At 66.1% G+C, this 22,124-nt stretch carries 23 protein-coding genes; 18 read left to right on the top strand and 5 right to left on the bottom strand.

Annotation, left to right across the window (positions count from 1 at the left end; genetic code table 11):
• Window positions 1-7: 7 nt before the first annotated feature.
• Window positions 8-940 (bottom strand): DMT family transporter, encoded by a 933-nt coding sequence (locus ACCQ08_RS13425; RefSeq protein WP_373450068.1) that lies wholly within the window; start codon window positions 938-940, stop codon window positions 8-10.
• A gap of 104 nt (window positions 941-1,044) precedes the next feature.
• Here ACCQ08_RS13425 and ACCQ08_RS13420 point away from each other — a divergent pair, with 104 nt between their 5' ends.
• Together ACCQ08_RS13420 and ACCQ08_RS13415 are read left to right on the top strand one after the other, a co-directional pair.
• Window positions 1,045-1,929 (top strand): LysR family transcriptional regulator, encoded by an 885-nt coding sequence (locus ACCQ08_RS13420; protein ID WP_373450067.1) that lies wholly within the window; start codon window positions 1,045-1,047, stop codon window positions 1,927-1,929.
• Window positions 1,930-2,003: 74 nt separating this feature from the next.
• Window positions 2,004-3,371, top strand: a complete 1,368-nt coding sequence (locus ACCQ08_RS13415; protein ID WP_373450066.1) for a HipA domain-containing protein — start codon at window positions 2,004-2,006, stop codon at window positions 3,369-3,371.
• A 36-nt stretch (window positions 3,372-3,407) separates the two neighbouring features.
• Here ACCQ08_RS13415 and ACCQ08_RS13410 read toward each other — a convergent pair whose 3' ends face one another.
• Window positions 3,408-4,079, bottom strand: coding sequence for a GntR family transcriptional regulator (locus ACCQ08_RS13410; protein WP_239812360.1), 672 nt, complete (start codon window positions 4,077-4,079; stop codon window positions 3,408-3,410).
• 272 nt (window positions 4,080-4,351) lie between these two features.
• On the opposite strand from ACCQ08_RS13410, the gene ACCQ08_RS13405 reads away from it, so the two are divergent.
• The 10 genes from ACCQ08_RS13405 (at window position 4,352) to ACCQ08_RS13360 (ending at window position 13,371) form a co-directional block, all read left to right on the top strand.
• Window positions 4,352-5,488 (top strand): phosphotransferase, encoded by a 1,137-nt coding sequence (locus tag ACCQ08_RS13405; protein WP_373450065.1) that lies wholly within the window; start codon window positions 4,352-4,354, stop codon window positions 5,486-5,488.
• A gap of 23 nt (window positions 5,489-5,511) precedes the next feature.
• Window positions 5,512-6,762, top strand: coding sequence for an aspartate aminotransferase family protein (locus tag ACCQ08_RS13400; protein ID WP_373450064.1), 1,251 nt, complete (start codon window positions 5,512-5,514; stop codon window positions 6,760-6,762).
• 140 nt (window positions 6,763-6,902) lie between these two features.
• On the top strand, window positions 6,903-7,328 hold the full coding sequence (locus ACCQ08_RS13395; RefSeq protein WP_373450063.1) for a hypothetical protein: 426 nt from the start codon (window positions 6,903-6,905) through the stop codon (window positions 7,326-7,328).
• 77 nt (window positions 7,329-7,405) lie between these two features.
• Window positions 7,406-7,768, top strand: a complete 363-nt coding sequence (locus ACCQ08_RS13390; RefSeq protein WP_373450062.1) for a hypothetical protein — start codon at window positions 7,406-7,408, stop codon at window positions 7,766-7,768.
• A complete protein-coding gene (locus ACCQ08_RS13385) occupies window positions 7,765-9,219 on the top strand; it encodes a TolC family protein (protein WP_373450061.1) in 1,455 nt (484 codons plus the stop codon). Before ACCQ08_RS13390 ends, ACCQ08_RS13385 begins: the two co-directional genes overlap by 4 nt.
• Before the next feature lies 1 nt (window position 9,220).
• Window positions 9,221-10,606, top strand: a complete 1,386-nt coding sequence (locus ACCQ08_RS13380; RefSeq protein ID WP_373450060.1) for a multicopper oxidase family protein — start codon at window positions 9,221-9,223, stop codon at window positions 10,604-10,606.
• 16 nt (window positions 10,607-10,622) lie between these two features.
• Window positions 10,623-11,126: a plastocyanin/azurin family copper-binding protein gene (locus tag ACCQ08_RS13375; protein WP_373450059.1), complete on the top strand. Its 504-nt coding sequence runs from the start codon at window positions 10,623-10,625 to the stop codon at window positions 11,124-11,126.
• A 2-nt stretch (window positions 11,127-11,128) separates the two neighbouring features.
• Window positions 11,129-11,659 (top strand): DUF411 domain-containing protein, encoded by a 531-nt coding sequence (locus ACCQ08_RS13370; protein ID WP_239812368.1) that lies wholly within the window; start codon window positions 11,129-11,131, stop codon window positions 11,657-11,659.
• 38 nt (window positions 11,660-11,697) lie between these two features.
• Window positions 11,698-12,084 (top strand): copper-binding protein, encoded by a 387-nt coding sequence (locus tag ACCQ08_RS13365; protein WP_373450058.1) that lies wholly within the window; start codon window positions 11,698-11,700, stop codon window positions 12,082-12,084.
• A 69-nt stretch (window positions 12,085-12,153) separates the two neighbouring features.
• Window positions 12,154-13,371, top strand: a complete 1,218-nt coding sequence (locus ACCQ08_RS13360; RefSeq protein WP_373450057.1) for a leucine-rich repeat-containing protein kinase family protein — start codon at window positions 12,154-12,156, stop codon at window positions 13,369-13,371.
• Window positions 13,372-13,408: 37 nt separating this feature from the next.
• On the opposite strand, the gene ACCQ08_RS13355 is transcribed toward ACCQ08_RS13360, so the two are convergent.
• Window positions 13,409-14,245, bottom strand: coding sequence for a MetQ/NlpA family ABC transporter substrate-binding protein (locus ACCQ08_RS13355; RefSeq protein WP_312530175.1), 837 nt, complete (start codon window positions 14,243-14,245; stop codon window positions 13,409-13,411).
• Between the two features lie 256 nt (window positions 14,246-14,501).
• On the bottom strand, window positions 14,502-14,669 hold the full coding sequence (locus ACCQ08_RS13350) for a hypothetical protein (protein WP_239812372.1): 168 nt from the start codon (window positions 14,667-14,669) through the stop codon (window positions 14,502-14,504).
• 680 nt (window positions 14,670-15,349) lie between these two features.
• Between ACCQ08_RS13350 and ACCQ08_RS13345 the strand changes: the two genes are divergently transcribed.
• Genes ACCQ08_RS13345 through ACCQ08_RS13320 form a run of 6 tightly spaced genes read left to right on the top strand, consistent with a single transcriptional unit; the run spans window position 15,350 to window position 21,276 of the window.
• Complete coding sequence (locus ACCQ08_RS13345; RefSeq protein WP_373450056.1) at window positions 15,350-16,132, top strand: energy-coupling factor ABC transporter ATP-binding protein; 783 nt, start codon at window positions 15,350-15,352, stop codon at window positions 16,130-16,132.
• Window positions 16,132-16,725, top strand: a complete 594-nt coding sequence (locus ACCQ08_RS13340) for an energy-coupling factor transporter transmembrane component T (protein WP_239812374.1) — start codon at window positions 16,132-16,134, stop codon at window positions 16,723-16,725. Before ACCQ08_RS13345 ends, ACCQ08_RS13340 begins: the two co-directional genes overlap by 1 nt.
• Window positions 16,726-16,771: 46 nt before the next feature.
• Window positions 16,772-17,368, top strand: coding sequence for a biotin transporter BioY (locus tag ACCQ08_RS13335; RefSeq protein WP_312530213.1), 597 nt, complete (start codon window positions 16,772-16,774; stop codon window positions 17,366-17,368).
• Window positions 17,365-18,870: an AMP-binding protein gene (locus ACCQ08_RS13330; protein WP_373450055.1), complete on the top strand. Its 1,506-nt coding sequence runs from the start codon at window positions 17,365-17,367 to the stop codon at window positions 18,868-18,870. The genes ACCQ08_RS13335 and ACCQ08_RS13330 overlap by 4 nt, the downstream gene beginning before the upstream one ends.
• Before the next feature lie 14 nt (window positions 18,871-18,884).
• Entirely contained in the window at window positions 18,885-20,078 is a 1,194-nt protein-coding gene (locus ACCQ08_RS13325; RefSeq protein WP_373450054.1) for a beta-ketoacyl synthase N-terminal-like domain-containing protein, read from the top strand.
• A 4-nt stretch (window positions 20,079-20,082) separates the two neighbouring features.
• On the top strand, window positions 20,083-21,276 hold the full coding sequence (locus tag ACCQ08_RS13320) for an AAA family ATPase (RefSeq protein WP_373450053.1): 1,194 nt from the start codon (window positions 20,083-20,085) through the stop codon (window positions 21,274-21,276).
• Window positions 21,277-21,290: 14 nt separating this feature from the next.
• Here the strand turns inward: ACCQ08_RS13320 and ACCQ08_RS13315 are convergent, their stop codons facing one another.
• A complete protein-coding gene (locus ACCQ08_RS13315; RefSeq protein WP_373450052.1) occupies window positions 21,291-21,995 on the bottom strand; it encodes a nitroreductase in 705 nt (234 codons plus the stop codon).
• Window positions 21,996-22,124 lie beyond the last annotated feature (129 nt).

The raw sequence follows: 22,124 nt of genomic DNA, 5'->3' as shown, positions 1-22,124 counted from the left end.
CTGACGATCAGACGGTTTTAGCGGATGCCCGGCGTTCCGCATACCCAATAGCCACCCCTATCACCACCACCCCGACCATCTGCCACGCCCCCAGCCGGTGCCCAAAGTACTGCCAATCCACAAGGATGGCGATGGCCGGGTAGACAAACTGCAGTACCGCAATGCGCCCCGTGGGCAGCCTGGCCATGCCGGTGTAGATCAATGCATAGGCGGTGGCGGTATGCACGAGGCCCAACGCAGCCAGCCAGGCCCAGCTGGCACCCCAGGCCGGCCAGCCCTGCATGGCGGGCGCCATCCACAGCACGGCGGTGCCGATGGCGCATTGCCACCAGGCCAGCACGCCGGCAGGCAGCGCGCTCAGGCGGCGCGCCATGACAGTGACAGCCGCGGTCAAGAACGCGCCCAGCAAGCACATGCCCACGCCCCACCAGTACTGCGGCTGTGCGGCATGCGGCGATGCGGCTTGCTGCAAGACCCCGGTGGCCAGCACCAGCCCGAGCATGGCCACCGCCACGGCAACTACCCGTTGGCGGCCTGGCCGCTCCCCCAGGCAGAAGGCACCGAGCACCAGCACCCACATTGGCTGCATATGGAACAGCACCACGGCCACCCCGGCAGAGATGCGTTCCATCGCCGCAAAAAACAGCACCCAGCCCAGCACCATCAGGCCACTGGCCAGCAACACCCATCCCGCGCTGCCCCGGCCCAGACGCAAAAAGCGCAGTTGCCCGCGCCACAGCAGCCAGGCCGTCAAGCCTAGCAGCCCAAAGGCGCAGCGGAACCAGGTTGCCGTCAGCGCACCGGCCTGCGCCATGTGCACAAAAATACCAATACTGCCCAGCAGCGTACTGCCCAGCACAAACGGCAGCACGCCGCCAAAGGCATCGCCCGGGCTACGGGATGCAGCTTGTGAGGGGTGGTCAATGCTTGTAGCGGCCATTTGCGCTGGTTCTGGGTATCGGCTCATGGCTGCCAGTGTGCGGCGCAGGCCATCCATCGAAAAGCGCATAATTCTCGCATCAGCTATTCGATTTTCGAAAACCCATGCCTGCCACCTCGCAAGACCTTCAGATGGATTGGCTCAAGTGCTTTGTCGCAGTGGTCGACACCGGATCGCTGTCGGGCGCGGCGGGCGAGGTGCACCGCTCCCAGTCCGCCGTCAGCATGCAGCTCAAAAAGCTTGAGGCGGCAGTCGGCCATCGCCTGCTGGAGCGCGACAGCCGCAGCCAGCAAATCACGCCAGAGGGCCAGCGCCTGCTGGGCTACGCCCGGCGCATTCTGGATCTGCACAGTGAAGCGCAGTGGGCGCTGCACGGCGAGGAACTCAAAGGCAATGTGCGCCTGGGCGTCCCCGATGACTATGCCGCCAAGTACCTCACTCCCGTTCTCAGGCGCTTTGCGCCTCGCCATAGCGGTGTGGAGATCATCCTCAGCTGCGAGCAATCGACCGCACTGATTCCGCGCGTAGCGGCCGGCGAGCTGGATCTGGCCCTTATCTCGCGCGACCACGCCCGGCGCGGTAGTCTGCTGTTTCACGAGCCGATGGTCTGGGTGGGCTCGGAGCATTTTGAACTCTGGCGGCGCGATCCGCTGCCGATTGCCGTGTACGAAGAGGCCAGCCTGGCCCGGCGCGGCGCGCTGCATGCGCTGGCCCAGCAAGGGCGCCAGCACCGCGTGGTCTACAACAGCTCCAGCCTGGCAGGCCAGATTGCCGCCGTTGAGAGCGGTCTGGCGGTGGCGGCTTTGACCCAGTGCAGTGCCCCGCCGCATTTGCAGGTGCTGGGCAGCAAGCACGGCCTGGGTCCGTTGGCGCCGATGGAGGTGGCCGTGTACCGCAGCAAGGAATCGCGGCGCTCCAAAGCGGTCGATGGTTTGTACAAGCTGCTGGTGAATACCTTGCGCCAGGGACTTGGGATAACGGCGGGCTAGAGGCCGTCGCTCCCGTTATAAGACACGAGATTTCATATTCATATAAAATTCTTGATCTATTCAGCACGCATCTCATGTCTGCCCCCCTCCGATCTCCGATGACCGATCTTCACCAGGCCATTCAACGCGCACTGGCCGGTGGACCGCGCTCGGGCCAGCAGTTGCTGGAGTCGCTGGGCATCAGCCAGCCGACACTGTCTCGAACTATTCGCGAACTATCCGCTGCGGTCAGCATGTTTCGGGAACTGGGGCAGCGCACACCCCAATACGCGTGGTTGCGCAAGCTGCCGCTGGGGCTCAACCCGCGCCAGCGTGTCTATCGCTTTCTGTCGACCGGCCACATCGTTCCGTATGCAGATCTGGAATTTCTCGCCGGCGGAGGGACCCTGGAGCGCCAGGAGGCAGGCGCCATTCGCCTCTACGAGGGCCTGCCGCCCTATATGCTGTTCGCGGCTCCCTCGGGTTTTCTGGGCCGCCAACTGGCCCAGACCGCTGCGCGCAACCAGCCTTTTCCGGCCAGCCTCAACGACTGGAGTGACGACCACCGCATCGCCTTTTTGTTTACCCAGGGGCTGAACCTGCCGGGCAACCTGATCTTTGGCGACCAGCCTCTGCAACGCGAGCTGGATCTGCTGCGCCAGCCACGCCAGCAGCCGCAGGACAAGCTCGGCATCTATGTGAGGCTCGCACAGCAACTCAAGCATGAATCCTATGGGTCGAGCGCCGGCGGCGAGCAGCCCAAGTTCCTCTGGGTGGCCGAGGATTCGGGCTCGGTCATCGTCAAATTCGCACGGCTGGGCAGCCGCATGGCCGAGCTGCTGCCACTGGAGCATTTGGCACTGTCGGCACTGGCCGATGTCGGGGTGCCCGCCGCCAAGACCCAGATTCTCATGGCAGACGAATATGTCTTTCTGGAGGTGCAGCGCTTTGACCGCGTGGGCCAACAAGGACGCTTGGGCATGCTTTCGGCAGGCGCCGTGGATGACGAGTTCTTTGGTGCGCGCGATACGTGGCCGGAGTTCGCTGCACGCTGCGTGCACGCGGACTACTTCAGCGCACAGCACGCCCAGCGTGTGGCCGTGATGGCTGCGTTCAGCGAGTTGATCGGCAATACCGACCGCCATTTTGAAAACATCTCGCTGCTGATCGGCGACGATGGTGAATACCTGGGCATCGCACCGGCCTATGACATTCTGCCGATGCGCTACGCGCCCATTGGCGGAGGACTGGATCCGGCGCTGGTGCCGATCGAGCCCCAGGTCAGCACCATCGGCGCCGTGCCCCAGGTCTGGAGCCTGGCGGCCCGCGCCGCCGATGCGTTTTGGCAGGCTGCCAGCCATGCCCAGCTGGCGGCGCCTATCTCAGAGGCGATGCGCGAGCTGGCGGCGCGCAACCGCGAGGTGGCGCGGGCGTTTGCGGCGCCGCTGCTGCCCGCGCAGTAAGCCAGCTCAACGGTTGGGTGTTATGGCCCGCAGGGCTTACCTGCCCGCCTCCGCCTGCCCAAACCGCTCGTAAATCGACTGCCCACCAGACAGCAAATCCGTCTGAATCGCCACCCGCGCAGCATGCGGATCGTTGCGGCGCAGGGCCTCGACGACAGGGTAATGGTGGTCGATCATGCTGCGGCCGCCTTCGCTGTAGCTCTGTGCTATCAGCGGCCCCATCTTGAGCCACAGCCCGTAGAGGATTTCGGACAGCAACGGCATGCGCGCCAGCTGGCACAGCGTAAAGTGAAAATCCTGGTTCAGCGCAATGGCCTGGGCGATGTCGCCGCGCCGCACGGCCTCTTCGTTGTGCTGCACCTGCTCGGCCAGGCGCTGCACTTCGTCGGCGGTGGCACGCAGGGCCGCCTGGCTGGCGGCCATGCCTTCGAGCTCGACGCGGATATTGCGGATCTCCAGGTACTCGTCCAAGGTCAGGCGCCGCACCCGTATGTCGCGGGGGCTGAGCATCACCAATACCCCATGCTGCACCAGCCGCAGGATGGCATCGCGCACCGGCGTCACGCTGGTGCCCATTTGCGCGGCCAGCTCGCGTATCTTCAGGCGTTCGCCCGGCAGCAGCTGCCCTTTGACCAGCGCCTGCGCCAGCTGGGCGTAGATCTGCTCGCCCTTGCTCTCGGTGTTGACACTCTCAAATCGCTCTGCCATCTGCCATTGCTCCCGCTGGTGTTCTTGTAGGCACTGCAGTCGGCAAAAACGATGCACACCTTGCGCCGACCCACACTGCAAGATGCATCATAAGCAAAAATGCGCGCACTCAGGTTTACCCGGATGCCTACCTTCATGGTTGCTGTTCCAATCAACCCATCCCATTTATGATGCATCAAACATCAAATTAGAACCTTGCCGCTTTGACCCGGCCGCAAGCCATCCGCACCCTCTTTGCCAAAGCCTCCCGCCTCGCACCACCTGCCGCCGCCATGAAACGCCCCCCGCCAGCTACTAATTCCGTCCCGCCTGATGAACCCGATGCATTGGCACAAGCCAGCCAAGCCTTCCTGACGGCGGTGCCCCAAGTCAGCGCAGAACAGGCGACGGCCCTGGCCCATGAGGCCTATGGCATTCAAGGCAAAGCACAAGCCCTGTCCGGTGAGCGGGACCGCAACTTTGTGATCCGCTCGGACAATGGCAGCGCCGTCACCCTCAAATTCATCAGCACGGCCGAATCACTGGCGGAGACGGAGATGCAGATCGCAGTGCTCAAGCACCTGGCAGGCCGCTGCGCCGTGCCGGTGCCCTTGCACTATCCGCTGCGACGCACTGCCACTGCCAGCAGCATCGCCAGCACCGATTGGCTGGACTGGTGCAGCCCCACCGGTGAACTGTTGCGGGTGCGCTGCTACAGCTTTCTCGATGGCAAGGCGGGCAGCGATCTGCGGCGCCATACCAGCGCCTGGCAGGCCTGCGGCAGGGCGATTGCCCAGTTGCATGGAGCCATGGCAGACTTTGCCCACCCTGCTACCGAGCGCCCTTTTTTATGGGATGCACGCCGCGCGCCGCTGCTGCGCCCCTGGCTGGAGGTAGTGGACGATGCACAGCTGCGCGCGCAGATTGCCGCGTTCTGGACGGCCTTTGAGCAGCGGATGGCGCAGCAGGGACCTGCGCTGCCGGTGCAGACCATCCACAACGATCTCTCCCCCAGCAACCTGCTGAGCAGCGACGATGGCCTGGGCATTGCCGGCGTGCTGGATTTTGGCGACATGCTGCTGGCCCCGCGCGTGGCCGATCTGGCCATTGCCGCCTCGTACCAAATGCCGCTGACGGACAGGCCCGAAGCTGCGCTGGCGGCGATGCGGACCGGTTATGAAAGCCTGCTGCCGCTGACGGCTGCCGAGCAAGCGCTGCTGCCCGATCTGATCCTGGCCCGGCTCACACAGCGCATGGTGATCACCGCCTGGCGCGCCCGCCTTTACCCGGACAACCGCGTCTATATCCTGCGCAGCCAGGCCACCGCCACGGCCTTGTTCAGCCACATGATTGGCGACTGGCTGCAGCGCCATGCCGCCCCTGCCGCTGAGCGCGCAGCCAGCAGCGCAACCACCCCGGCCACTGCCTGACCCGACTTTTGGAGCACCACGCCATGCCAACCCTTTCCGCAGACGACCAGCGCCTGCTGGCGCGCCGCCAAAGCGCGCTCGGCCCCTCTTACCGCCTGTTCTACGACGAGCCCCTGCACCCGGTGCGCGGCGAAGGCGTCTGGCTGTTCGATGCTGGGGGCCGCCGCTACCTGGATGCCTACAACAACGTGCCAGTGGTCGGCCATGCCAACGCAGCGGTCAACGCGGCGCTCATCGCCCAAAGCCAGCTGCTCAACACGCATACCCGCTACCTGCATGACAACGTGGTGCAGCTGGCCGAGCGCCTGCGGGCGCTGTTTCCGGCCGAGCTGGACACCAGCGTCTTCACCTGCACCGGCAGCGAAGCCAATGACCTGGCCTTGCGCGTGGCGCAGGAATATACCGGCCGCCAGGGCCTGGTCATCACCCGCCATGCCTACCACGGCGTGACCATGGCGCTGGCGCAGTGCTCGCCGTCGCTGTGCCCGCCGGCAGCGCATGTGGAAGTCATCGACCCGCCCGCCTTCCAGGGCATGGATGCGCAGGCCGCTGCCGCTGCCTTTGCCCAGCGCGTGGATGCTGCCGCCGACGCGCTGCAGGCGCGGGGCACGCCGGTCAGCGCCTTGCTGCTCGACACCGTGTTTGCCAGCGATGGCGTGCATATCGATGCCGCGCCCATCCTGCAAGCCGCTGCCCAGGCGGTGCGCAAGCGCGGCGGTCTTTTCATTGCCGATGAGGTGCAAGGCGGCTTTGCCCGCACAGGCCGCTGGTGGGCCTTTGGCCGCGAATCGGTGGTGCCCGATATGGTGACCATGGGCAAACCGATGGGCAATGGCCACCCGATCGCCGCGCTGGTATTGAAGACACCGCTGATGGAGGTATTTGGCAAGCGCTGCCGCTACTTCAACACCTTTGGCGGCAACACGGTATCGGCCGCAGTAGCGATGGCCGTGCTTGACGAGCTGGAGCGCATGGATGCCCCCGCCCATGTGCGCCGCGTGGGCGGCCATCTGCAGCAGGCACTGCAGTCGCTGGCGGCGCAGCACGCCAGCATTACGCAGATACGTGGCGAAGGCCTGTACTGGGGCGTGCAGCTGCAAAGCGGCAGCCTGGCCAGCGCCGTCGTCAACCACCTGCGCCAGGCGGGCGTGCTGATCAGCACCAGCGGCCCGCTGGGCGATACCCTCAAGATCCGCCCGCCACTGCCCTTTGAGACCGAGCATGCCGATCTGCTGACCTCGGCGCTCGACGAGGCCTTGCGCGCACGGGCCTGAGGGCTGCCCGCCGGAGCGGGCGAGCAGTGGCACCGCCGTCCGGCCACGCTTTGTCAGCGCCGCTGCCACCGCTGGCATGCAGCTTGCGCTACACTCAGCCGCTGCGGAACTTTCCGAACCCTGCGCTGTCTGACCCCACCATGCGTGCCTGTTTGTCCCTGGTGCTGATGCTGATGCTGGCCTTGCGCGGCCTCATGGGCGACGCCATGGCCATGGGCATCGTCGCACCGGTCATGCCTGTGGCGCTGGCCGAACACCACGCCAGCTGCATGCTGGACCATGCCGAGCATGGCACAGCAGATGCCCTCCAAACCCCCAGCCACTGCGTTACCGGGATCGATGCCACGGGCCATGGTGACCACAACAGCCATGGCCAACACAGCGAGCATGACCCGGCCCAACACGGCGCCAGCTGCTCGGCCTGTGGCATCTGCCACTCGGCGGTGGACCTGTTCAACGAAGCGGGCTTTGCTGCCCTTCCCGCCTCTTTGCTGGCCCGCGCCAGCGGCAGCGCGCCCTTTGCCAGCGCGCTGCTCGCCCAAGTCTCCAAACCACCCATTTCCTGATCGCTGACACCCGAGGTGCGTCCGCATGGCAGCTGCCGTGCAGGCGTCTGCTTTGACCACGCTTTCAGGAGAACCCTATGCGCACTGCGCATGTCTTGCGCTGGCTTGCCGGCGCGGGCGGGCTGGCTGTCACCAGCTGGCTATCTGCCCAAACGGTGGCTCCGGCCCCCGCCGACCCCAACGCGCCCACATCGGCGCTCCAGCACCGGCCGCTCGCCAGCGGCGGCAGCATCGTCAATGCGCCCAGTGATTGGCGCCAGGCCAATGCAGCCGTGGGCGCGTTTGCACGCGGCCATGCCGATGTTGTCGCCTGGGAAAAATCCCAGGCCACCCCGGGCGCCGCCCAAGCCGCACCGGCCGGCTCAACGGCACTGCCCGGCCATGGCGCGCATGGCGAACACAGCGCCCATGGCCAGCACGGCGAAGGAGGCCCGCGATGAAGCGCCTGAGCCTTCGCCTTTCCACCCTCGCCGCCGCGCTGCTGCTCGCCGGCTGTGCCAGCGTCTCGCCCGATGGGCTGCGCAGCGATGTTGCCCAGCGGCTGCAAGGGCGCCTGCCCGACCAGGCCCAACTGCCCGCCTCCGATGCACAGGGCCAGCAATCGGCGCAGATGCAGATCGACGCCTGGCTGCAGCAACCGGTCGATGCGGACAACGCCGTGCGCATCGCGCTGCTGAACAATCCCGGTCTGCAGGCACAGCTGGCGCAACTGGGCATTGCCGATGCCCAGCGCGTGCAGGCCATCACCCTGCCCAACCCCAGTCTGACCTTGGGCTGGTTTCGCAATGGCCATGAGCGGGAGCTTGAGCGCAAGCTGGGCTTTGGCCTGGTCGATCTGCTGACCCTGCCCTGGCGCAGCCGCTGGCAAGGCTGGCAGATGGAGCAGGCCACGTTGGAAGCGGCGCAGCAAACCTTGCTGCTTGCGGCCGACACGCGCCGCGCCTGGCTCAACGCCGTGGCCGCCGAGCAGGCTCTGGCTGCCCATACCCGCATGCACGAGGCAGCCGCACTGGGCGGCGAGCTGGCCCGGCGCATGGCGGCGGTGGGCAATTTCAGCAAACTGGACCAGGCACGCGAGCTGTCCCAGCAGCAGCAAGCCGCTGCGCAACTGGCGCGGGCCGCGCTGGCCGCGCAACAGGCGCGTGAGCAACTGGCCCAGCGCATGGGCCTGTGGGGCCCGCAGCTGGATTTTGTGCTGCCCCAGGCGCTGCCACCATTGCCCAAAGCGGCCAGCGAGCTGCGCAGCGGTGACGATGCCGAGGCCAGGGCGCTGCGCGAGCGCCTGGACCTGGGCGCGCTGCGCCGCAACCTGGAGGTCAGCACCGACCGCCAGGGTTGGGCCACCCTCGGCGCGGTGTTTGGCGATATTGGCGCCACCTACAGCCGCACTACCAGCACCGAGCGGGACAGCGGCCACCAGGACCGCACGCGGGGCTGGGAGCTGGATGTGCCGTTGCCGCTGTTCGACTGGGGGTCTGCCGCCAGCAGCATGGCGCGCCATCAGGTGCAGGCCAATGCGGCGCAGCTGCGTGAAAGCGCCATACGGGCGCGCAGCGAGGCCCGCAGCAGCTGGCGCGCCTACCGTACTGCATGGGATCTGGCCCACCAGCAGCAGACCGAAGTGCTGCCCCTGGCCCAGCTGGTGCAGGAAGAAACCATCTACCGCTACAACGGCATGTTTGTCAGCGTCTGGCAGCTGCTGGCCCAGGCCCGCAGCACCACGCAGGCGGTACTGACGGCGAACGAGGCGCAGCGCGACTTCTGGCTCGCCGAGACCGATCTGCAACTGGCGCTCAGCGGTACATCGCCGCAAGCGGCAGGCGCCAATGTGCGCGCTGCCCGCAACACTGCAGCACCTGCCGCTCCCGCAACCGAACCCCAAGGCCACTGATATGCAACGCCGTCAATTCTTCTCCGGCGCCGCCTCGGCCGTGGCGGCTGCCGCCGTCAGCCCGGTAGCCATGGCTGCCCTGCCCGAGCCCGTCATCCAGACCAGCGCCGATACCGCCGCGCCGCTGGCGCCGCCCAATGGCCGGCCTTATCAGCCGGTGGTCACCCTCAACGGCTGGACCCTGCCCTGGCGCATGAACGCTGGTGTCAAGGAGTTCCACCTGGTGGCCGAGGCCGTGGTGCGCGAGGTGGCACCGGGCTTTTTTGTCAACATGTGGGGCTACAACGGCCAGTCACCCGGCCCCACGATCGAGGTGGTGGAAGGTGACCGGGTGCGCATCTTCGTCACCAACCGCCTGCCCGAAGCCACGACCGTGCACTGGCATGGCCAGCGCCTGCCCAATGGCATGGACGGCGTGGGCGGGCTCAACCAGCCCCACATCCCGCCTGGCAAGACCTTTGTCTATGAGTTCGATGCGCGCCGCCCCGGCACCTTCATGTACCACCCGCATTCGGACGAGATGGTGCAGATGGCCATGGGCATGATGGGCCTGTGGATCACCCACCCCAAGGGCCGCCACCCGCAGATTGCCGATGTGGCGCGCGACTACGCCTTCCTGCTCAGCGCCTATGCGGTGGAGCCCGGCGCGATGACACCCCGCGTGGCCGAGATGACGGACTTCAACATCTGGACCTTCAACAGCCGCGCCTTTCCCGCCATCACGCCACTGGTGGCCGGCCTGGGCGAGCGCGTGCGCATCCGCGTGGGCAACCTCACGATGACCAACCACCCGATCCATATCCATGGCCATGAGTTTGAGGTGACCGGCACCGATGGCGGCCCGGTGCCGCGCAGCGCGCGCTGGCCCGAGGTGACCACCGATGTGGCCGTGGGCCAGATGCGCCAGATCGAGCTGATCGCCGACGAGCCCGGCGACTGGGCCTTTCACTGCCACAAGAGCCACCACACCATGGGTGCGATGGGCCACGATGTGCCAACCATGATCGGCGTGGACCACCAAGGCCTGGTCGGCAAGATCCAGAAGATCGTGCCCGACTACATGCTGATGGGCGAGCGCGGCATGGGCGATATGGGGGCCATGCAGATGCCGCTGCCCGACAACACCTTCCCGATGATGACCGGCAAGGGCCCGTTCGGCAATATCGAGATGGGCGGCATGTTCACCACCTTCAAGGTGCGCAAAGGGCTGGCCGCGCAGGACTACCGCGACCCTGGCTGGTATGCGCAGCCTCCAGGCACCGTGGCCTATGAATGGCAAGGCGCGCCGCTGGACGCGCAGGCGCCACGCCAGACCCTTCCCGGCACGGCGCCCGGTGCGCCCAGCGTCCACAAACCGGCCCCTGCCAACGGCCATGCCAACCACTGAACCCCGGAGTGACCCTATGAAAACTATTTCCCACCTGCTGGCATGCACCCTGCTGGCCAGCGCCAGCAACGCCTTTGCACACGGCAATGAAAGCCACGCCACTGCACCCACAGAGGCAGCATCTCGCCCCGCACCCCCAGTGCAAATGGACTGGGGCATTGCCGGCGATGCCAGGCAGGCCAGCCGCAGCATCGACCTGAACATGGGTGATGACATGCGCTTCTCGCCCGCGCACTTCAGCGTCAAAAAGGGCGAAACCCTGCGCCTACGCGTCATCAACAAGGGCCAGGTGATGCACGAAGTGGTGCTGGGCACCAAGGCCTCGCTCGCGCAGCACGCGCAAATGATGCTGAAGTACCCCGGCATGGAGCATGCCGAGCCCTACATGGCCCATGTGGCGCCGCAAAAAAGCGAGGACCTGGTCTGGCACTTCAACCGCGCCGGCAGTTTTGACTTTGCCTGCCTGATCCCCGGCCACTACCAGGCGGGGATGACGGGCACCTTCACGGTAACGGAATGACGATGAACCACAGCCAGGAGCCCACCATGCGCAACCCCCATGCCTATAACCGCCGCCGCACCCTGCAGATGCTGGCAGCCGGTCTGGCCACTGCCGCAGCCACCGGCCAAGCCGCGCTGGCGGCCCAGCCAGCGCCCACCCCCATCGAAGTCTGGAAAGACCCGAACTGCGGCTGTTGCAAGGACTGGATCGCGCTGATGGAGCAAGCCGGCTTTAGCGCCAAGGTCCACGACAGCGGCAACAACGCCGTGCGCGCCCAGCTGGGCCTGCCTGCACGGCTGGGCTCCTGCCATACCGCGCTGGTAGGCGGTTACTTGGTGGAGGGCCATGTACCACCTGCCGATGTGCGCAAGCTGCTGCAGCAAAAGCCCAAGGCGCTGGGCATTGCGGTGCCCGGCATGCCCATCGGCAGCCCCGGCATGGACGGTCCCGCCTACGGCGGCCGCAAAGACCCGTTCGATGTGCTGCTGGTCACCAGGACTGGCGCTGGCAGCGACGTCACCACCCGCGTTTTCAGCGCCTACCGCGACTGAGCGCGCAGATCTTTTTGCATTGACATTTGGAGCATGACATGAACCACACCACCACCACCCTGGCCGCGTTGACCCTGGCTTGCAGCCTGCTGAGCCCGGCACTGGCCCAGAACCACGCCGACCACGCCAGCCATGGCGGGGCCGCACCGGCTGCGGCCGCAGCACCGGCATCCTCGCCCATGGCAGCCACAGCCGCCGATGCGGTGATGAGCGCAGGCGAGATCACCCGCGTGGACAAGCGTGGCAGCAAGCTGACCATTCGCCATGCAGAGATCAAGAACCTGGACATGCCGCCGATGACCATGGTGTTCGGGTTAAAGGACGCCACGCAAATAGCGCAGTTCAACGCGGGCGACAAGGTGCGCTTTCATGTGCAGGATGAAGGCGGCAGCCTGACCATCACCCGCATTGAGCGAACCCAGTAATTGCCGCACCCCCCAAATCAAGCCAGATCTGGGGTTGGCATGCGCTGCCAGCACCTACACTGTGCAGCCATGCAAAGCCTTCAAGCCCTTCAAGAGCAGCTGCACAGCGGTGCGCTGCGCGGCGCCCGCCAGATCAAGCTGGCTGCGGATCTGCGCGAGTTTCCACGCGAGCTTTTTGCGCTCGCAGACACCCTCGAAATGCTCGACCTCAGCGGCAACCAGCTCTCCAGCCTGCCCGATGACCTGACCCGTTTTAGCCAGTTGCGGGTGCTGTTTGCGTCGAACAACCCGTTCACCGAACTGCCGCGCGTGCTGGGCCGCATGCCCCGGCTGGAGATGGTGGGCTTCAAAGCCTGCCAGATCCGCACGGTGACGGCCGACAGCCTGCCGCCGCAGTTGCGCTGGCTGATCCTGACCGACAACCAGATCACGGAGTTGCCCGATACCCTGGGCGAGCGCCCCCGCCTGCAAAAGCTGATGTTGGCCTGCAACCAGCTGCAGAGCCTGCCAAGCGGCCTGGCCCACAGCCCCCGGCTGGAGCTGCTGCGCCTGGCCGGCAACCGCTTTGCCGCACTGCCGCCCGAAGTGCTGGCCATGCCAGCGCTGGCCTGGCTGGCGATGGCCGGCAACCCGATGACCTTGCACAGTGAGCAGCAGGTGCTGCAGGCCAACGCGGCAGCGGCTTGGCGCGGTGACGATCTACAGCGGCAGGAGCTGCTGGGCCAGGGCGCCAGCGGCCACATCTACCGCGCCAGCGCTGTGGATGGTGGGCCCGATGTAGCGCTTAAAGTGTTCAAGGCGGGGCAGACCAGCGACGGCACGCCCCAATCAGAAATGGCGGCGGGTCTGGCAGCGGGACAGCACCCACATTTGCTGACACCGCTGGCGGTTTTGCAGGCGGATGTGCATGCCTGCTCACAAGAACTGGCGATGGTATTGCCATTGCTGCCGCCCGGCCTGCAGCCGCTGGCCGGCCCGCCCAGCCTGGCCAGCTGCACACGTGATGTCTATGCCGATGGTGCCCGGTTTTCCACGGCTGCCGCGCAGCGCCTGCTGGCGCAAGTGCGCAGCGCCGTCGCGCATCTGCATGGCCACGGCATGTTGCATGGGGATCTGTATGCCCACAATATCTTGTGGAACCCAGCCACCGGCGATGCGATGCTGAGCGATTTGGGGGCGGCATCGATGCTGGGCGAGCTGCCGGCGGCACAGCGCCTGCAGCTGCAGCAGATGGAGCTGCGCGCGCTGCAGCATCTGGAAGCCGAGGTGCAGGCGCGGACGCACTGACTGCGCCCGGCGCGCCGGGCGCAACGGGCGCAATGCTTTACTTCAGGAAAGCAGGCTTGGCGTAGCCGGGGAACTGGCTGTCCACCACGGCCTTGAACTCAGGCGAGCGGTAGGCGGCAGCCAGGTCCTGGGCCCAAGCGCTCTTTTCGTTGCCGGTCTTGACGGCGACCACGTTCAGGTACTGGTCGGGCGTGTTCTCCAGCACCACGGCTTCGCTCAGCTTCAGGCCCGAAGAGACGGCAAAGTTGCCGTTGACGACCACGTAATCGGCGTCTTCCAGCACGCGCGGCAATTGGGCCGCATCCAGCGCCAAAAACTTGAGCTTGTGCGGGTTCGCGGCCAGGTCCAGCTCAGAGATGCGGGCCGGGTTCACACCCTCTTTCACCTTGACCAGGCCTGCCTGCTGCAGCACCAGCAGTGCACGCGCCAGGTTGCTCGGGTCATTGGGCAAGGCCACCTTGGCGCCGTTCTGGATATCGGCCAGGGTCTTGTGCTTTTTGCTGTACACGCCCATCGGTGCCACCGGGCCTTGCACGATGGCCGTCAGCGCCAGTTTGCGGTCGGTGGTGAACTGGTCAAAGTAGGCGCGGTGCTGGAAGAAGTTTGCGTCCAGCGAGCCATCGGACAGCGCCAGGTTGGGCTGCACATAGTCGTTGAACTCGATGAGCTTGATCTGGTAGCCCTTTTTCTCCAGCTGCGGCAGGATGCCTTTTTGCAGCAGGTCGTAGTTGGAGCCAGCGGTAGCGCCAATCTTCAGGCTCTTCTTGGCCGCATCCTGTGCCATTGCAGGCAGAGACACAGCAGCGATCAGAGCAAGGGCAGCGCCAGCCATCACGGCACGGCGCCCAGCGGCGAAGGAAAAACGAGCGGACATCAGAAACTCCGAGCAATCTGAAAACAGCTGCTGACCCGACAAAACGTTTCAACGCTTTATCGGAACCGCAGCAAAGCAGCGAGTATGAACCTGCCTACTACCTTTCACTCAGAAATTATCGAAATCAGCTCATTCCAAACGCATATATAGAGCCAGTGTCTCAGAAGCATCCAGCAAAAAGCCGCCTGTCGCGAAAACAGGCGGCTCGTCATGAAATGGCCGGTGCCATCAGGCATCGACCGGAGAGCTTAAGAATTCAGGGGCGGTCCCAGACTTGGATCATGCCTTGCAGCATATGTGCCAGAGAGTCTGCGGCCGCCGCCGTGGTGACGGGCCAGATCGTCAACATGAATGCCAGCAATACGGCCAGCACCAAGGCAATAAAAGAGGCTGCATCTAACCAATGGCTGTGGTGGTGAAACATGGTGAACCTCCTTTCCACCGAGACGGGTACTGCTGAACAGAGGCCTCTGCCACCCCGACATGGGATGGGAACTGTGGAATGTCTCTATTGCACCATGGGGATTCCCCGGTGTCTGTCAGAAAAGTTCTGTGCTTGTACAGCGATTTCTTGAACACGGCGCCTCGGAAACGGGCTGATAACCCCACAAGCAGCTTGGCACTTTTTGGGAGTCGATCTGCGCTCCAGAAGGCAGATCTACACAAGCCCTTTGTCCATCTCATCCGGCGCTATCTTTTTTGATATCGGGCGTCTGCCTGTCGGCATGCATGGTGGTCGCCAGAGCCAGCATGTTGCCGCATGGTTAGGCGAACTTGCCAACATCTTTGCCACAACTTCTGGCAACGGCGTGCAAAACACGGACCCAAACCACGGCAGCGGTCACCGGCTGCGCCCCTCTGCCCCCCTGCACCGGGCCTGCGCTTGGTGCGACAATACGGCACCGCTCTGCAGGACGCCCGCAAGCCGCGTCCGTATGGGCTTTGCTACCCGTGACAGGCAGACCCGCCCACCCGCCGCGCGGCCACCACCGGCACAGGCGATGGGGTACCAAACCTGCCACCCCTACCGCCCCTTGCGAAGGCGAGCACGTGTATTTTTTGAAACCAGCGGCAGCGGCTTGCGCCCTGCCTTGCAATGCTGACATGACACCCTCCTTGGCCCACACCGTTTCCGTGGCAAACATCCGCCTGAGCGATGTGCACCTCAAGCGCGGTGCACAGACGGTGTTTCAGGGCCTCAACCTGCAGGTGACCGAGCGGCGCATCGGGCTGATCGGTGACAACGGTGCTGGCAAGACCAGCCTGTTCCGGCTGCTGTGCGGGCTGGAGCATGCCTACCAGGGCAGCGTGCAGGTCGCAGGATGCGATGTGCAACGCCAGCGCGAGCAACTGCCCGGCGTTGTCGGCCTGATGTTCCAGAACCCCGATGACCAGATCATCTTCCCGACCGTGGAGGAGGAGCTGGGCCTGAGCCTGCAATACCGGGGCGTATCCCGCAAGGCAGCCATCGTGCAGGCACGGGATTTTTTGGCGGCGCGGGGCCTGGCAGACTGGGCGCCGCGCGCCGTCAGTGGCCTGAGCCAGGGCCAGCGCCAGCAGGTTTGTTTTTTGGCCATGCTGATGGCGGCTCCGCAGGTGATGCTGCTCGACGAGCCTTTTGCCAGCCTGGATCTGCCTGGCCAGGCACGCCTGTCGCGTGAGCTGGATGCTGCACCCGCCCAGGTCATCATCTCCACCCATGTGCTGGACCATGTGCGCCACTTTGAGCGCGTGCTGTGGCTGGACCATGGCCAAGTGCGCGGCGATGGCCCGGGGGCCGATGTTTGCGCGGCTTATGAGGCCGACGTGCAGGCACGCATGGGCCAGCCCCTGGATGCAGCAGCAGCAACAGCTGCCGCTGCCCACACCCGACCAGGGGCGCAGTGATGGGCACGCTCTACAGCGACATCCCCAGCTGGATGCACCGGCTGCCTGCCGGGCTCAAGCTCCTGCTGCTGGCCTTGAGCAGCATCGCCCTGTTGGCGCTCAGTGATTTGCGCCTGCAAGCGCTGGCCTTTGCGGCGATTGTCTTGTTGTACGCCAGCCTGGGCGCAGCCTCCCGCCCCACGCGCCGGCTGGTAGTGGTGGCCGTTATGGCGTCCGCGCTGGTGGGCGGCCTGCATGCGGCGACCGGACAGCCCTGGCTGGGCCTGGCCAGCGGCCTGCGCCTGGTCAGCACGACGATGCTGGGCGCGATGCTGACGGCGACCACCCGTTTTGGCGATCTGCTGGGTGTGGCCGAATGGCTGCTGTCGCCGCTCGCCCGCCTGGGCGTACCGGTGGAGCGCCTGGCCTTGCAACTGGGGCTGATGCTGCGCTTTGCCGAGCAGTTTTTTGTGCAGTGGCAGCGCCTGGCCGATGCCTACCGCGTGCGCACCGGCCGCGCGGGCGGCTGGCGTTTGCTGGCACCTCTCACCATTCATATGCTCATCACCGCCCGCAAGGTGGCCGATGCGCTGGCCATTCGTCTCAAGCTCTAGCAGCGCTGCGCCCTCATCCCCTTTTTTGAAAGACACGGACATGCCTATGACCTCCGAGCACCGCCCCGAAACTCGCGCTCAGCGCATAGCCCTGGTGGCGCTGTTTGCCGCGCTGATGGCCGCTTTTGGCCTGATTCCCAAAATCGATCTGCCGTTGGGCGTGCCGATTACCGCGCAGACGATGGGCGTGATGCTGGCTGGCTGCATGCTGGGAGCCGCGATGGGCTTCCAGGCCCTTTTGCTGTTTCTCGCGGCGGTCGCGCTGGGCTTGCCGTTGCTGTCGGGCGGCCGGGGCGGCATGGGCGTGTTTTTCCTGCCTTCTGCAGGCTATCTCCTCTCCTACCCGCTGGCCGCTGCAGTTGCCGGGCTGGTTATGCGCAGCTTGGCCGGCACCGGCCCGTCATCGCCCATGCGGCTGGCCACTTGTGCCTTTGTGGCCTCGGTGCTGGGCGGAATCGTGGTCGTCCATGTGTTCGGGGTGCTGGGCCTGATGCTGCTGGCCAAGCTGAGCTTTGTGCAGGCGGCGGTAGGCACCCTGGTGTTTGTGCCGGGGGATCTGGTCAAGTGCGTGCTGGTGGCACTGATGGTGCACACGGTAGCGCGCGGCCTGCCCGACTGGCGCTTTGGCGGACGCCGCCTGTGAGCGGCTCGCAAGCGCCATCGGCCCCGCTGGCCGGCTGGCAACGCCTGGTGCATGGCCCGCTGGCCCACTGGGCGCAGCAGCGGCCCGATGCTATAGCCATCGATGACGGCCAGCAACGCATTGGCTTTGCCGATCTGCATGCCGCCGTGCAGCAACACGCCCAGGCCCTGGAGGCCCAGAATGCCCCCCACACCCGCTTGCTGGATGCCAGCCAGCCGCCGGCAGCGCTGATCACCGATTTTTTGGCCACCAATGCCAGCGGCCGCTGCGCGGCGCTGGGCGACAGGGCATGGTCACCCGCACAGCAAGCGCAGGCGCAGCAATGGATCGATGCGCTGGCCGCCGCGCCGCGCAGTGACGACCATCGCGATGCCGCGCTGCAGCCGTTCTACATTGGCTTTACCTCGGGCAGCACGGGCCTGCCCAAGGGCTTCAGGCGCCACCACCAGTCCTGGAGCGAGAGCTTTCGCGTCTGCGTGGACAGCTTTGGCCAGGCCGCGAACGGCTGCGTGATGGCGCCAGGCAGCCTGTCGCATTCGCTGTTTTTGTTTGGTGCGCTGCAAGGCATCTGGACGGGTGGCGGCACGCAGCTGCAACCGCGCTTTTCTGCCAGCCAGTGCCTGGCCACGTTGCGCCAGCAGGCGACGCCCTGCCTCGTCGCCGTGCCCAGCCAGTTGCTTGTGATGCTGCAGCTGGCCGAGCGCCGCGCGCTGGCGCCGATCACCTCGCTGGCGCTGCTGATGATCAGCGGTGCGCGCTGGATGCGCCAGCACACGCCGGCGCTGCAGGCGCTGTTCCCGAACGCCCGGATTGTGGAGTTTTATGGCGCCTCCGAGGCGAGCTTTATCGCCTGGATGGACGCCCACGCGGCCACCGCATCGCAAGTGGTGGGCCGGCCCTTCAGCAATGTGCAGTTGCAGATCCGCGATGCCAGGCTGCAGCCGCTGCCCCACGGCGAGGTGGGCACCATCTGGCTGCGCAGCCCCATGCTGTTTACCGACTATGTGGGCGCGCAGGCGGATGCGACGGCTGCACTGCGCGATGGCGAATGGCTCAGCGTACGCGACATGGGCAGCCTCGATGCGCAAGGCATGCTGACCCTGGTGGGGCGCGAGAAGCGCATGATCGTCACCCAGGGAAAGAACCTGTTCCCCGAAGAGGTGGAGGCGGTGCTCTGCGAGCACCCGCGCGTGGCTGCGGCATCGGTGCATGGCGTCGACGATGCGCTGCGCGGCAAGCAGGTTTGGGTGGCGCTGCAATTGCGTGATGGGGCAGACGCTGCCCCTGCCGCGCTGCTGACCGCAGGCTTGCAGCCGCTGGCCGATGCCGCGCTGGCCCGCGAGCTGGCAGATTGGTGCCGCAGCCGGCTGGAAGCGCACAAGTGCCCACGCCGCTGGTTCAGCGCCGCGCCCTGGCCCCAGACGGCCAGCGGAAAGACGGACCACCCCAGGCTCGCACAATGGCTGGCAGCAGCACTGCCCAGTGCGGACAAAACCGCTTGATCGCGCGCGCCACCATGCCCACCCCACCCGTCTTTATCGCCAGCCATGCGCGCAGCGCCGTGGTGCCGGTGGGCGGCGCGTTCAAGCATCTGCATATGCATGAGATTGCCGCGCCGGTGCTGCAAGGACTGCTGCAACGCGCCGGGCTGACGGCAGATGCTGTGGATGCCGTCGTGCTGGGCAACGCCTTGGGTGCTGGTGGCAACCCGGCACGCATGCTGGCGCTGGCGGCCCAGCTGCCGCTGCACTGCGCTGCCTACTCGGTCGATACGCAATGCTGCGCCGGGCTCGACGCCATCGCGCTGGGCGCCAGCCTGGTCGCCAGCGGCCAGGCCGAGGTGGTGGTGGCCGGCGGCGCGGAGGCCTGGAGCCGTGCCCCCATCCGCGCGACCCGCCCCTTGCATACCGGTGACAGCGCCGTGCCTTATGAGCGCCCGCCGTTTGCCCCGCCGCCGCATGACGACCCGGATCTGCTGCTGGCAGCCGCCCGCTATGCGGGCAGCGCCGGGTACGGCCGCGCCGTTCAAGACAGTTATGCGGCTGCCAGCCATGCACGCGCGCTGGCCAGCGCTGCGGTGATGGCGCAAGAGATCATTCCCGTGGCGGGTGTCGTGCAAGACCCCTTTCCGCGCGCCTTGAGCCAGCGCCAGCTGGACCGCATGCCGGTAGTGGCGCAAACCGATGCCGGCATGGCCGATGGGGCACGCTGCGCGCATGCCGTCAGCACGGTCGCCATCTCCCCCAAGGCTGACGCAGCGGCGCTGGTGCTGCTGGTCAGCGAAGCGGCCTGCCGCCGCTGGCGCGTGCAGCCCAGCGCGCAATGGCTGGGCCACCGGTCGCAGGGCGGCTCCCCTGCGATGCCCTTGGTGCTGGCTTTTGACGCTGCGCAGGCCTTGCTGCAGCGCCAGGGAGTGCCCTGGCCGCAGCTGGCTGCCATCGAGTTGCATGACGCCTTTGCGGTACAAGGCCTGCAATGGCAGGCGCTGCTGCAAGACCAGGATGCGGATGCCGGCCTCCTGAACCGCCATGGCGGCGGCATTGCACGCGGCCACCCGATTGGGGCATCGGCCGCTGTCGCGTTGGTCCGCGTATTGGCTGATTTGCAGGCAACGGCGGGCACATCTGCCGCCCTCGGGCTTGCTGCCGCCGCCGGTGCCGGTGGCCTGGGCAGCGCGGCCCTGGTGCGCCAGGCGCCGCTGCTATATTGACCGGATGCTCAGCACCTTAGCCATTGCCAACTACCGCTCCTTGCGCCAACTGCTGGTGCCCCTGGGGCAGATTACCGTCATCACCGGGCCCAATGGCAGCGGCAAAAGCAGCGTCTACAAGGCCCTGCGCCTGCTGGCCGATATCGCCCATGGCGGCGTGGTGCGCTCGCTGGTGCGCGAGGGCGGGCTGGCGTCGACACTGTGGGCCGGGCCGGAAGAAATCACCGCACGCATGCGCCGTGGCGACGTACCGGTGCAAGGCACGGTGCGGCGCAAACCGGTGCAGCTGCAGTTGGGTTTCGCGTCGGATGAAGACGGCTTCGGCTACGCGATCGATATTGGCATGCCCACGCCATCGACGATTCTCAAAGCCTTTGCACATGACCCGGAGATCAAGCACGAAGCGCTCTGGGCTGGGCCGCTGTGGCGCCCGAGCGCCACCTTGGTGGAACGCCAGGCCGCACAACTGCGGTTGCGCGGAGGTGGCCGCAGTGCAGCGAGCTGGTTGCCGGTGGAGCGCCCTATCCCGCGCTGGGCCAGCATGCTGACCGAGTTTGTCGATCCGGTTGCCGCGCCGGAGATGCTGACGGTGCGCGAGCAACTGCGCTCCTGGCGTTTTTACGACCATTTCCGCAGCGATGTGGATGCCCCTGCCCGCCAGCCGCAGCTGGGCACCTACACGCCGGTGCTCAGCAACGATGGCGCGGACCTGGCCGCCGCATGGGAGACCATCACCGCCATTGGCGACCATGAGGCGTTGATGGCGGCAGTGGACGATGCCTTTGCCGGCGCCAAGATCTCCGTGCACCAGGACGGCAGCCGCCTGGCGCTGCTGATGCACCAGCCCGGTCTGCTGCGGCCGCTGCACACCAATGAACTGTCGGACGGCACCTTGCGCTATCTGCTATGGATTGCCGCGCTGCTCACGCCGCGCCCGCCGCAGATGCTGGTGCTCAACGAGCCGGAAACCAGCCTGCACCCCGATCTGCTACCAGCGCTGGGCCGCCTGGTCGCCGTGGCTGCGCGCCAGACCCAGGTGATCGTCGTCACACACGCCAACCGCCTGCTGGCCGCGCTGGAAGACGCCGCCGCCGAGCTGGACTACCAGGCCATCCATTTGGAAAAGAATCTGGGCGAGACCCATATCGCCAATATCCCGGCGAGCGAGCTGCCGCGCTGGCAATGGCATGAGCGCTAGCCAGACGCTCGGCCTCAGTCCAGCCGTTGGAAGTACGCGTCGAGCTCGGCACGGGCCGTCAAGGTCTGGTTCACTGCGGCAGCGGTATCCTCGTAGCCCAGTGCCATGCCGCAGACCACGGTTTGCGTGGCGGGCAGCGCCAGCGCATCGCGGATCAGGCCAGGGTACGAGGCCATGGCCCCAATGGCACAGGTCGCCAAGCCGCGTGACTGGGCCGCCAGCATCAGGCCGTAGATGGCCATGCCCAGATCCATATAGCCGCCCGGCCCAAAGCCGCTGTCGATGGTGATGATGAGGGCCACCGGTGCATCAAAAAAGCGAAAGTTGCGCCCGAACTGCGCGCCCCGCCCCGCTGCATCGCCCCGCTCCACGCCCAGCGCACCATACAAAGCCTGGGCGGCTGCGACCTGGCGCTTGCGCAGCGACAGCGGCAGAGGGTTGGGGAAATAACCGTAATCCTCCGCCTCTTGGGCGCCCGCCTCATAGGCCTGCTGCAGACGGCTGGTGAGCTGTTCGCGCCGCGCGCCGCACACCTGCCAGAAGTAGCCAGGCTGCAAATTGGCGCCACTGGGCGCGCGCCGCGCTTCCTGCAGGCAATCGCGCAGCAACGCATCGGCCACCGGCTGCGAGGTAAAACCGCGCACCGAACGGCGCAGCTGTGCGCTGTTGGCGGCTGGGGTGGCGGTGCTGATAAGCGAGGGAGACAGGGGCTTGTTCATGGCAGTGGCCGCCATTGTAGTGAATGGGCTCCTGAATTTGCCATCCAGCCGCGTTGAGGCGCGCAGGCAGCACCGACTTGCAGCACAATCCATCCACTTCTCCGCCGTGCCGGAGTGTTTTTCCTCGGC

The organism is Comamonas sp. SY3 (assembly GCF_041730275.1).
Taxonomy (GTDB): Bacteria; Pseudomonadota; Gammaproteobacteria; order Burkholderiales; family Burkholderiaceae_C; genus Comamonas; species Comamonas sediminis.
Note: the sequence above shows the minus strand (reverse complement) of the source record. Positions and strands in the feature narration are given on the sequence as shown.